Here is an 11,236-nt window from a genome sequence, read left to right as displayed (position 1 = left end):
CTGAGCCTGTCCTGAGCCCGTCGAAGGGCCCGTCCTGAGCCCGTCGAAGGGCCTGTCCTGAGCCTGTCGAAGCCTGTCCTGAGCCTGTCGAAGGAGAGAGACTCTTCCTCATCCGCCGACAAATGCGCCGGCAGCACGACCCGGAACGCCCCACGCCAGGCACCCCGAACACACCGCCGGAGCAAAGTTAGGGGCTTCTCCCCTCGCCGCCCCTTTGCTAAGCGCCCCTTTCCCTAACGGGCACCCGTAGCTCAGCTGGATAGAGCGCTGCCCTCCGAAGGCAGAGGTCACAGGTTCGAATCCTGTCGGGTGCGCCACTTCTCTCTCTGAGAGCAGCCCGCCTCCTCCGGTCCATTCTCGTCGTTCCGTGCAGCACATTGCAGGAACGTGCGGGGAACGCTCGTACAAATTCCGTACAGCCCGCCGGAGGGCGGCGCTGATGTTCCGTGGCCTCTTCATCGATGGCTTCGCCGGCGGCGGCGGAGCGAGCACCGGCATTGCCCAGGCGATCGGCCGCGACGTCGACATCGCAGTCAATCACAGCCCGGCCGCAATCGCGATCCACAAGGCGAATCACCCGAACACGATCCACTATTGCCAGGACATCCGTGCTCTTTGGCCGCGGGCGGCAACGAAGGACCGACCGGTCTGGGGCGCCTGGTTCTCCCCAGACTGCAAAGAGCACAGCAAGGCGAAGGGCGGGCCGGTCAAGGACCGCAACATCCGCGCACTTCCTTGGGAGATCCCCGTCTGGCTCGCTGAGACGCGCCCGCTCGTCGTCTATCTCGAGAATGTCGAGGAGTATGAGGATTGGGCGCCGCTCGACGAGAACGGCCATGTCATAAAAGAGCTCAAGGGGCAGGAATTCAAACGCTGGGTCCGGAAATGCCGGTCGCTCGGCTACAAGGTCCAGTGGCGCCAGCTCCGGGCCTGCGACTATGGCGCCCCCACCTCGCGCCGACGTCTCTACATCATCATGCGGTGCGATGGGCAGCCGATCGTGTGGCCGAAGCCGACTCATGGCCGGCCCGACTCTCCTGCCGTCCGCGCCGGCAAGCTCCTGCCCTACCGGACCGCAGCAGGATGCATCGACTGGTCGATCGAGTGCCCGTCGATATTCGAGCGGAAACGGCCGCTGAAGGACGCCACGCTGCGACGGATCGCGCACGGCATCATGCGGTATGTCGTCAATGCGCAGCGCCCCTTCATCGTCCCGGTGACGCACAGCAAGGGCTGGAGCCGATCGCACGACTCAGCTGACCCGCTCCGGACGATCACCACCGCCAACGGCGGCGAATTCGCGGTCGTCGACGCCCAGCTCGCGCCGCATATCACCAAGTTCCACAGCGGCAGCGTTGGCTCGCCAATGGACAGAGAGATGCCGGCTGTCACCGCCAATGGGCAGCCGAAGCGGCCGGCGGGGGCAATGCCCTTGGGCCTAGTCGGTGCGACCCTCTATCGTACCCGCAACGGGGAGCGCGAGGGTCAGGCACCTCGAGCTCTGGATCCGCAGAAACCGCTCGGCACCGTGGCGGCGGAGGCCTCCGGCTTCGGCTTGGCCGTCGCTCATATGCACAAGATGGCGCAGAATGGGGTCGGCAAGGATCCGCTTCAGCCACTCGACACGGCCATGGCCGGCGCAGCGAAGCATGCCACTGTCACGGCTTCCCTCGCCGAAGCCGCGTTCATCGATCGCCAGTTCGGCAACTCAGCCGGGAATGATGTTGAGGAGCCTTTGGGAGCGACCACGGCTGGCGGAGGTGGGAAATCGGCCGCTGTCACCGCGTTCCTCTCGAGCTTCTACACCAGCAACACAAACGGCGGGCGCGGAGATCCAGGCAAGCCGCTCAAGACTGCCCTCGCCGGCGCCAACCATCACGCGGTCGTTGCGGCTCACATAGAGCAAGCGAACACCGGGATGGTCGGCCATTCGCCGCGCCGGCCACTCAGCACCATTGTCGGCAAGGGCTGCACCCAGCGGATCGTCGAGACCACGCTGATTGAAGAAGGTGCTCTGCCGCCGGAGATGATGGAGCGCGCCGTCCGCGTGGCCGCCTTCCTCGTAAAATACTATGCGACCGATGGCGAGAACGAGGTTGCCCAGAGCCAGGCCGTCGACCGGCCGCTAGACACTGTCACCACCAAGGCCCGGTTCGCCGTCGTGACGGTGACCATCGACGCGGTGACCTATGTCATCGTCGACATCGGCCTTCGGATGCTGAAGCCGCGGGAGCTCGCCCGGGCCCAGGGTTTCCCCGACAGCTATGTGCTCGATCCGATCGTGCCGAAGATCAAGCGCGGCAAGCTGGTGCACGAACCCCTCACGATCGCAGAGCAGATCAGTGCGATCGGCAACAGCGTCTGTCCGCCGGTCGCTCGAGCTCTGGTGGAAGCGAACCAGCCTGGGCTTACCCAAGCCCAGGCACCGGGGGCGATCGCCGCCTGAGCTTTGCACATGTTCCCGCCTTGTTCCCCATCCGTAGGCGGTGCTATCGGCCGCCGCCATGACCCCCATCCAATGCCGAATGGCCCTAGCAGCGCTTGACTGGTCATTAGGCGATCTATCGACCGCCTCTGGCGTAGAACAGGCTCACGTGACTCGGTTCCTCGGCGGCGGCTACATCGGCCCCGACTTGCTCGATCGGTTGCGGCGAACGCTCGAGCGAGGCGACAATGCGGGCGGATGTCGCTTCATCATGTCCGGCGAATTCATGGGTGGAGTCGCTTTCAAGCCGGCGCGCCCTGCAAATGGAACGGGTCGCAACCCGCTTTTGGGCGCCTAGGCGCGAATCGGCCAATCCACTTCCTTCTTGCTGATGTAGGACGCCTGCAGCACTGTCCCCGCAATGAAGGTGGCGATCTGCACCCCTCACTATGGTGACATGAAGGCGGGCTACGTTCGCTCCCTAGCCGGGCTGCTGCTCAACAGTCGCGGCCACGTCATAGACTATCTGACTCACTCAACTTCAGTCCTGCCGCACTCTCGAAACGAGCTGGTGCGGGCAGCGCTGCAGGACGGAGCTCAGTATCTCCTCTGGATCGATGCAGATCAGACATTCCCGCCGGACACCCTGAAGCGGCTCCTCGCGCGTGATCTTGATGTCGTCGGCTGCAACTACCCGACTCGAATGCCGCCCCACAATCCAACCGCCTCGCGCCTGCGTGGTGGCACGCGCTGGCCGGTCTGGACCGAAGCCGGGAACAAGTCGGTCGAGGCCGTCGATGAGATGGGCCTCGGCCTGGTGCTGGTGAGAGCGAGCGTGTTTCGGACCATACCCGATCCCTGGTTCGAGATCCGCATGGTCGACGGGACGATGACAGGTGAGGACTGGCATTTCTGCTGGCTGCTCAAGAAGCACGGCTTCACGCCCCATGTTGATCACGCCCTTTCTCAGGAAATTGGTCACGTTGCTGAGCGTGTCTTAACGAACCAGGATAGCGGTGGAGGGCCGAATGTACGCAACGTCTGAAGCACCGTTTCTGCCGTGAAGGTGGCCATCTGCACGCCCCACTACGGGGACATGAAAGCGGGATACGTCCGATCGCTTGTCGCGCTGACTGGGCACTCCCGCAGGCTCACAATCAACTATCTCACTTATAGCTTCTCAGTACTGCCGCACGCCAGGAACGAGCTTGTCCGGGGTGCCTTGAAAGGCGGTGCTGACTGGCTGCTCTGGATCGATGCGGACCAGACTTTTCCAGCGGACTCTCTCGACAGGCTCTTGAGCCATAACCTGCCGGTAGTTGGAGCAAACATCGCCGGTAGAAACCCGCCGTGGCACCCGAGTGCCATCAGGCTGAACGCCGAACGCCTCGAGCGAGTATGGACTACAGCCGACAACAAGGGAGTCGAGTCGGTCCACCAACTTGGCCTTGGGCTCACCCTGACCGCTGCAGACGTGTTTCGGCAAATCCCGGAGCCGTGGTTCGTGTTTCCGGTCGAGAACGGGCTCTTGTACGGCGAAGACTATCACTTCTGCCGGCAGTTAAGAGAGCGGGGAATTGTCCCGCATGTCGATCACGGTTTGTCGTGGGAAGTCGGCCATGTGGGCGAATGGACGGCAACCCATCATGACGCGAACACAGCAAGAGAGATCAGATCTGAGGGTACTTGAGAAGCGGCACGCGAGCGGACCAGTGGTCCCTGGATCAGGCGCCACGCTGAAGCTGCGCTGGTGAAGCAGCTGTGCGGTTTCGACGTTCCAGGAAGGAGGAGGCCGGCCCGATCAAGGTGGGTGAGTGGGGCCTAATGACGATGGGTGTCGTTTGCCTGCTCTTTGCCATTGCGGTGATCGTCCTCACATGATCTCGGAGTGGGAACTCTGGGCCTGCGCCAACGAGCTGATCCGCCAGAAGGGCAGCGGCGCGGTTGCTCATGCCGTGCAGCGTCAGCGCGAGCTTCGCCAGCAAGGAGACACCGCCGGCGCAGAGACCTGGCTGCTGATCCTCGAGCGCATCAACGAGCTGAGCCGCAAACCGACCTCCGCGGACGAGATTCACTAGGGCTAGGTCCCTATGCCCGCTTTCGACCCATTGCGGTAATTCGCGACCAATGCCTATGCTGGCTGTATGTGTCACTTCGTTACTCTGATCGCGCCCACCGACAGTGTTGATGCAATTCGTGCGGTCTTGGAACGGCGCGGTGCCGTATGACACCCGGAGCCGAGGCAGCGCCCATTTTTCATCTGTCATTCCCGGTGAACGACCTGGACGAAGCTCTCGCATTCTACTCGACCCTCGGTGGCATTGTCGGACGGCGCGAGACAGGTTGGGCCGATGTCGCCTTGTTTGGCGCGCAACTTACGCTCCAGCACGTTCCTGAAGATGTGCTCCAGCCAATGCCGCGTTCGCGCCACTTCGGCGCGACATTGACCTGGCGGGACTGGGAGCAGCTGGTCGCGCGCCTGACCGGCTTCGTCGAAGGCCCGCGCATCGACTATTCTGGCACCGAGCGCGAGCAGGCGAAGGCGATGGTTTCGGATCCCAGTGGGAACCTCGTCGAACTCAAGGCCTACCGCCAACCCGCTGCCGTTCTTGGACAGCTTGCCACACGGTGACCGGCATTATTCCGCCACCGGGCACCCGGAAACGTCCAAGCCTGTCTATGTCCGCTTTCCACCCATTGCGGACATTGCGAGCCATTGAGAGCTCCTCTAGAGCCTTGGCTATGGAGGAGAGATTTCCTGCAACTTGGGCGGGTTTGAAATATCCGTGGATTCGCGACGACCTTCTGGCGGTTCTCGATGAGCTGGCGCTCGACGACATTGGTAAGCTTTGGAGCGCCCAGGCGCGTCGAGGATGGTGCGTCGGATTCGATGAAGTCATCCACTTCTTCTTCGATGATCATGACTTTGACGAGAACGATATCGGATTTTCGCTTCTCAATGACATCGAGGCCCGGTCTATTCGCAAACTGAAGACTGCTCTGGGCGTAATCTGCGACGATCTCCCCGCCGGTACCAACGAACAATCGTTATCTCACCCGATGTGGGCACAGGTAAGGAGACTAGCGAGCGCCGCGGCGAGGACGCTACGATCCAGCTGACAGGGCAAGTGGACTTCGGCCTTCCACCCATTGCGGGCACTTCGGACGCTGGATAATCCAGGGCCATGAACCTGCTCATCGCCCTTCAGATTGTCGCCGCCGGCGAGACATTCACCTGCACTCCGGTGCGCGTCTGGGACGGCGACGGCCCCCTCTGGTGCCAGGAAGGGCCTCGCATCCGCCTCGCCGGCATTGCGGCGCGCGAAATCGACGGCACCTGCAGGCCGAACCAACCTTGCCCCAGAGCGACGGCCGAACAGGCGCGCAATCATCTGGTCAGCCTCGTTGGCCGGCCGGTGGGTAGAAGCCGGGAGGGCCATGTCCTAGTCCGCGGACCCGCCCTCACATGCAGATCAGAGGGCGACGGAGTCGGCTCGAGGACGGCCGCCTGGTGCGTTACGCCAAGCGGCGTCGACCTGAGCTGCGCCATGGTGGCGAGTGGGTATGCGTTGCGCTGGGAAAGATACTGGCGCGGCCATAGGTGTCAGTGACCCGCTACCGTTACCGCCTGCCTAGCCGCTCCGGACCATGGCGCGAGACGTATGCTGCCGCCTGCGAGGACGCGCTTGCCGACGGGTTCGCGAGCCGTGACGGTGACGGGACGATCTACCTCGATGAGCTGGTCCAGATCGAGAAACGCGACACAAACGAATAGGGCGCCCGAGTCACCCCGAGCGCCCCGTGTAGATGAAGAAGCCCTGAGAGGGGGACTTCGACAGCTGGACAACTGCTAACCTGTGTTAGGGTTCCGACCGCACCTGACCCCGGCCGGCAGCTCCAGTCCCCGCTCGACATGCCAGTGGCAGACCCTCTCCAGCGCATCCCGGCAGCCCCGTCCGGCGAGCAGCACGTCGCGATCGAACGCTAGGTAGGCCGCCGCGTCGGACCCCGCCGGTGGAACTGCCGGCTCTGCGGGACAGGTCAGGTCCTCAACAGAGGGGTGCTGGACGACCAGCCTCTCGCGCGGACTGCTGCAGGCGGACGCACTCATAATAAGCGCTCCGAGGATCGCGACCTTGGCCCATGGCTTCATCGACAGCCTCCTTCAGTTCACCAGCTTCCGTGACGGCGCGCTCCCGATCCTGGACGCGAGCGCGGGCAGCTTGCGCGTCAGCGCGGGCCTTGAGGTTCAGCGCCTCCACATTTGCCTCGGCCCGCGCCGCGGCCTGCCGAGCGCGCTCCGAACGCCTGCCGTCCCACTGGCCCAGGTTGAATGACAGCAGCGCGGCGAGGAGGGCGGCCAGTGCGAGGCGGCCCCATTCTCCGATGCCTTTCGGAACGGCGAAGACTGACGCCAGCGCCGCCATCACCGGATCCCCCTGTGTCGGCACAGCGCCTCGAAGCAGCCCACGGCCCAGATCGTCAGCGCTGCAAAGCAGACGACGCCGGAGACGATGGCGACGCCGAGGGCCTTCACCGTCGAACCTCCCCGGGTGTGGCCTCGCCCTGTCTCGGCGTCGACCCCGTCTCCTCGATCACCTTTGCCGAGGCGACGTGGCGGTCCTTGATCGCCACCGCCGCTGCAGTGCCGCCCGCCACAACCGCAAGGCCAGCCGGGAAGGACAAGCAATAGGCGGTGAGATCGAACTCAACGCCGCGCGCCATATTCCAGGCGATGAAGGCGTGGGCGCCGACGATGTAGGCAAGGCCGCCGATAAAGCCGACCACGCGGTTGAGCTCGAATCCACCGTTCGCGCCGCGCAATGCCTCAGAGAAGCCGGGGATCACTCGGTGGCCCCCAGCAGCGCCTCTATGTCGGCGCGGATGTCAACGTGCCTGCCGGCGCGGAAATTGGGTCTGTAGGATGGCTTTGAGACTGGGAAGACCACGGCCATTCCGTCCTGCGACCACTTGCCGTCGAAGAAGAGGTCTCGCTCCTTCTCTCGGCGGCCGATGATCGAGGGCGGCTTGGACCAATTCATGAAGGCCTCACGTGCCTCGTCGACCTTGCCGGCCTTCCAAAGATCGGCCCAATGCGCCTGCGCGATCGATCCGGTGTTGTAGTGGAACGACAGAGCCGCAGCGAACTGCGCCTCAGTCAGGTCATGACCAGCGAACTCTGCCTCGACCGCCGGCATGTATCGGGTCTGTAGCAGCCAGACGAAAATCTCCAGGCAGCGCCGGATCGGCTGCGGATTGTCCTTGTAGCGGCTCACGCGGTGGGTTGAGGCATCAGTGACGCCCACGCCCCAAGTCCAGACGTTCTCGCTGTCGAGATAGGCCTCCTGCACGATTGCCTCATGCTCGATCAGTTCGAGCGCAACGCGCGTGGTCAGCTTGCCAGTGAAGGGCTTCGCCCGAGCGGCCGGCGCCCGCATCCTTTCGAGCTCGTCCAGCGCCGCTCGCATCGCTCCGACGGTGCGCTCGCCGACTAGGCCGTCAGGGCGGACTCCGAGCCGGACTTGGATGTTGCGGATGTCGTCGGTCAGGCTCATTTTCGATCCCCTCCCCCGCCCTTCTGATCCAGCCGCTCCACCGCGACGATCCGGGCCGCATCCTGTCTGGCCTCACCCTGCCCGATCATGATCGCCTCGAGCCTCGCGATCTCGGCACGCAACCGCATCTCCCGCTCTTCGCACTCGTAGAGCCTCTTGACGGCGTTCTCGGCCTTCGCCTCGGCCTCCTCCAGCCGCTTCACCAGTCGTCCGATCTCCCGCTGAAACCTCGACCAGTCCTTGTCGATCGCCGCAGCGGTAATTGCCGCTGCCTCGGCGCTGCTCTTAGGAGCGAGCCGGCGATGGGTGAGCCAGACGCCCAATAGACCTCCGCCCAGGATGGATATGAGCACCGAGGCAATCAGGGGCGCGACCGCAGCAGCTTCACCCATTGGCAAGGTCGCTCAACATGGCAGGACTCCTGCTAGACTCAGGATTGTCCCTACAACCCATCCAGGCAGGGCCTTACCGCCGTCAGATTTCGGAGAAGTCGATCAATCTTGCGGTTTTGGTCACCCCGTTTGAGTTGATGGTGACCATCAGGTCTCCGTCATCTGCGCCGCCGTCCCCCTTCTGCCAAACGCTGAAACTATCTGCCGCGACCTCTGGCGGCACCGCGCGGCCCTTGCCCTGATAACCTGCCGGACCAATTCGGCCGACCTCATCCCCGCCGACTTTAAACACGTGGGCTCCATCGGCTTTTGGGTGGTAGTATCCGATCGCCGCGGGCGTGTCGGACCCATGGTCCTCAAGCCAGATGTGCGGATCAGATACGTCCAAGAAATTCAGGCCGAACCCGACCGTATCCGCACCGTTGCGAGCTTGGATGCGTGCACCCATCACCGGGTTACCATCGCGATGACGTACCGAGAGTTCTGGCTTCGCGTTCGGGTCGGGACTGTCGCTGGCCAGTTGTAGTTCGACAATGTGACCCTGCGCCCCGTGCCCCTTGATTGCCCCGCCGTACTGATAGGTGGTGAAGTCAAACCAGCTATCGTGAGAAGCTGCATACACGCGAAAGAACCCAGCCTGAGGGTCCTGATCGTCTGTGTTCTGAAATCCGATCGAGGCTCTTACACTCCCGTCGTTATGGTACTCGCGTACGACCCTATCGAATCCGTCGGAAGGCGGCGCATCGGTGGTGACGAGCAATTCATGCCGGATCTCACGGTGCCTCACAAGAACTTGGAGCTCCACGCGGGATGATGTGCTGATCCCGCCGCCGCCATAGGTGAAGCCGTTCTGATTGCCGGATCCGACATAGTGCCAACCCGGGTTGTCAGTGGTCGTTTGCGTGTAGGCGAGCGCGTCGGCTGGAATGTAGGCGGCTAGAAAGCAGCCACCGATTGCGGGGAACGTTTGGTCGGCAAGCTCCACAGCTTCGCCCGCTCCGACCTCGACGCTGAAATCGTCCCCAACCTGGGCGAAGGTGTCGCCACCTTCGATAATCCAGGGGTTGCTCCCGTCCGACCGGAGCCAGCGAAAAACGATCGTTCCGCCTGCGCTGCCTCCTCGGATCCGGATTGTGTGAACCGTACCATTGGCGGGGCACCGCTGTGGAAACATGAGGGTCGCACCGCCAATTGACGTGTCACTCGCCACCGGGTCGCCGATCCGGCCGATCTCAACCTGCCCTGTTTCCTCGGTGGCGCTCTCAACGTCATCCAATCCGTCCACAACACTCCTGAATGCATCTGCGGTGACAATCTGCACCTGCGCAAGTACGCCGATCTGAAGTCGAACTCCCGTGAAAGGCGCGCTCCCGGTGTCGAACGATGGAGCGTCGCCGTTCGAGAAGAACACTCCAGCGCCCCATCCCGCCTCCCCAGTATAAGCGTAGACGTTGCCTGAGGTATAGAAGCCGACGTAACCGCCGGCCGGGATTGCCAGGGGGCTGGTGAATGGCAGCGAACTCGGTTGACCCGGCGCCACCGTCACGGATCGACTGTCTCCGGTCGCAGTCCCGTTGCTGGCGAACGCCTTGACCTTCAAGGTTCCCCCTGAGGGTCCGCCATAGACGCGGAGGCCGACAAGGCTCACTGCGTCACTGAACTGGTCCGCAAAGATATAAGTGCCGCCAGGAATACCGACGCCATCGTTGGGCGCTGTTGCGCCAAGGACAACTTTGTCCACGGAAAGCGCCTCTGTGTAGGCGCGAGCCAGCTCGCCGACGGATTCTACCTCGTCGACGTAGGGCTGTGCGAGGCCGGCAATAATGTTGTGCAGCGCCCCCGTGTTCGTCCATGCTCCCGCTCCCGGCGCCCCTGATTTGACGTAGAGATCGTTGTTTGCGTCGGCGGGATCAGCATAGACGAGGCCAACAGAGCCCGCGGCATGGGCCAAGTCGGCATCAAGCTGCGCCTTGGTCGCATAAGCGACGTCGACGCTTCCTAGGCCGAGCGTGCCCATCGTCTTCTCAATCAGAGCGAAAAGCGAGCGTATCTCGGCCTTGACCGGCTCGTGCGCCCCGGACGCCGGAACGCCGTTCGTAACATAGTCTCGGAAAGTGGACGCTGCATTCTCTAGGATGATGCCCATGTGATCCTCTCAGGGGGCTTCGACAAATCGGATCGACGCCTCGCCGTACCGGCCGATTTCGAGCCGTCGCGCCGGCCTGCCGTCCACACGCATCAGGCAGCGAGGATCGGCGAAGTCGACGACCTCGCCCGCTTGCACGGCTTGGCGCAGTGGAGGGCGAAACGTGACAACCGCGCTGGATGCTGACTGCGTTTCGATGGTCGTAATATTGTAGGCGCGCCAGCCCTTGAGCGGGTGGTTGACGGAAAACCACTCACCTCCGAGCAGGGGCTGGGGGAGACTGATCGTCAACGCCAACGCGGTGGCCCGGAGCGGTGCTGGCGCGGCAACGTTAGCGAGCGGGCCGCCGCCGGAATATTCGGCATCGTCGCTGAAGGGTGAGTCGTCGGAGTGGGGCACCAGGTGCTGGCTGCCGTAGGGCTGGTGGAGCTTATCGCAGAACGGAACGATTATCGGCACCGTACCGGAGCCAAAGCGAGTGCTGAGCGCCCGCCACAGCAGCTGGTGCTCACGATCAAGCAGTGGGCCGTTCGAGAATTCAGCGAAGACGCGGCCGCCTCCATCGGTCTCGATGACATCTTCCTCTCCTGAGAGAGCAACTCCGCCGCTGATCGTGCGCCTTTCGATGTCGATCTCCTGATCGTCGAACGCGAACGTTGCGGTCGGAAAGGTCGGCGTCTCCGGCATGCCCGGGGGGGTACACTCCTGGGTCGCGCCG

The 11,236-nt window shown here is 63.3% G+C and carries 12 protein-coding genes and 1 tRNA gene; 7 read left to right on the top strand and 6 right to left on the bottom strand.

Annotated elements, in window-relative coordinates; genetic code table 11:
• The first annotated feature begins 240 nt into the window (after positions 1 to 240).
• From ACRYLT_RS12515 to ACRYLT_RS12485, 7 genes are all read left to right on the top strand, one after another.
• Positions 241 to 317, top strand: a tRNA-Arg gene (locus tag ACRYLT_RS12515).
• Positions 318 to 439: 122 nt separating this feature from the next.
• The gene (locus ACRYLT_RS12510; protein ID WP_482664420.1) at positions 440 to 2,446 is read left to right on the top strand and encodes a DNA cytosine methyltransferase; all 2,007 of its coding nucleotides are present in this window, start codon (positions 440 to 442) and stop codon (positions 2,444 to 2,446) included.
• Positions 2,447 to 2,594: 148 nt separating this feature from the next.
• On the top strand, positions 2,595 to 2,783 hold the full coding sequence (locus ACRYLT_RS12505) for a hypothetical protein (protein WP_482664419.1): 189 nt from the start codon (positions 2,595 to 2,597) through the stop codon (positions 2,781 to 2,783).
• 63 nt (positions 2,784 to 2,846) lie between these two features.
• Positions 2,847 to 3,470 carry a hypothetical protein gene (locus ACRYLT_RS12500; RefSeq protein ID WP_482664418.1) on the top strand — a complete coding sequence of 208 codons (624 nt, stop codon included), beginning with the start codon at positions 2,847 to 2,849 and terminating at the stop codon, positions 3,468 to 3,470.
• A gap of 832 nt (positions 3,471 to 4,302) precedes the next feature.
• Complete coding sequence (locus ACRYLT_RS12495) at positions 4,303 to 4,503, top strand: DUF6961 family protein (protein ID WP_482664417.1); 201 nt, start codon at positions 4,303 to 4,305, stop codon at positions 4,501 to 4,503.
• Positions 4,504 to 4,649: 146 nt separating this feature from the next.
• On the top strand, positions 4,650 to 5,057 hold the full coding sequence (locus ACRYLT_RS12490) for a VOC family protein (protein ID WP_482664416.1): 408 nt from the start codon (positions 4,650 to 4,652) through the stop codon (positions 5,055 to 5,057).
• A 110-nt stretch (positions 5,058 to 5,167) separates the two neighbouring features.
• On the top strand, positions 5,168 to 5,545 hold the full coding sequence (locus tag ACRYLT_RS12485) for an SCO4402 family protein (protein WP_482664415.1): 378 nt from the start codon (positions 5,168 to 5,170) through the stop codon (positions 5,543 to 5,545).
• A gap of 929 nt (positions 5,546 to 6,474) precedes the next feature.
• On the opposite strand, the gene ACRYLT_RS12480 is transcribed toward ACRYLT_RS12485, so the two are convergent.
• The 6 genes from ACRYLT_RS12480 to ACRYLT_RS12455 all read right to left on the bottom strand — a co-directional run bounded on the left by ACRYLT_RS12480 (position 6,475) and on the right by ACRYLT_RS12455 (position 11,205).
• Positions 6,475 to 6,852: a hypothetical protein gene (locus tag ACRYLT_RS12480; RefSeq protein ID WP_482664414.1), complete on the bottom strand. Its 378-nt coding sequence runs from the start codon at positions 6,850 to 6,852 to the stop codon at positions 6,475 to 6,477.
• Between the two features lie 106 nt (positions 6,853 to 6,958).
• Positions 6,959 to 7,273, bottom strand: a complete 315-nt coding sequence (locus tag ACRYLT_RS12475; RefSeq protein ID WP_482664413.1) for a hypothetical protein — start codon at positions 7,271 to 7,273, stop codon at positions 6,959 to 6,961.
• Positions 7,270 to 7,980 (bottom strand): lysozyme, encoded by a 711-nt coding sequence (locus ACRYLT_RS12470; protein WP_482664412.1) that lies wholly within the window; start codon positions 7,978 to 7,980, stop codon positions 7,270 to 7,272. Before ACRYLT_RS12470 ends, ACRYLT_RS12475 begins: the two co-directional genes overlap by 4 nt.
• Positions 7,977 to 8,372: a hypothetical protein gene (locus tag ACRYLT_RS12465; protein WP_482664411.1), complete on the bottom strand. Its 396-nt coding sequence runs from the start codon at positions 8,370 to 8,372 to the stop codon at positions 7,977 to 7,979. The genes ACRYLT_RS12470 and ACRYLT_RS12465 overlap by 4 nt, the downstream gene beginning before the upstream one ends.
• A gap of 82 nt (positions 8,373 to 8,454) precedes the next feature.
• Positions 8,455 to 10,518 carry a hypothetical protein gene (locus ACRYLT_RS12460; RefSeq protein ID WP_482664410.1) on the bottom strand — a complete coding sequence of 688 codons (2,064 nt, stop codon included), beginning with the start codon at positions 10,516 to 10,518 and terminating at the stop codon, positions 8,455 to 8,457.
• Positions 10,519 to 10,527: 9 nt separating this feature from the next.
• Complete coding sequence (locus ACRYLT_RS12455) at positions 10,528 to 11,205, bottom strand: hypothetical protein (protein ID WP_482664409.1); 678 nt, start codon at positions 11,203 to 11,205, stop codon at positions 10,528 to 10,530.
• Between the last annotated feature and the right edge of the window lie 31 nt (positions 11,206 to 11,236).

This window comes from Sphingosinicella sp. SM1-17, assembly GCF_056821765.1.
This window is presented reverse-complemented; position numbering and strand designations above follow the sequence as displayed.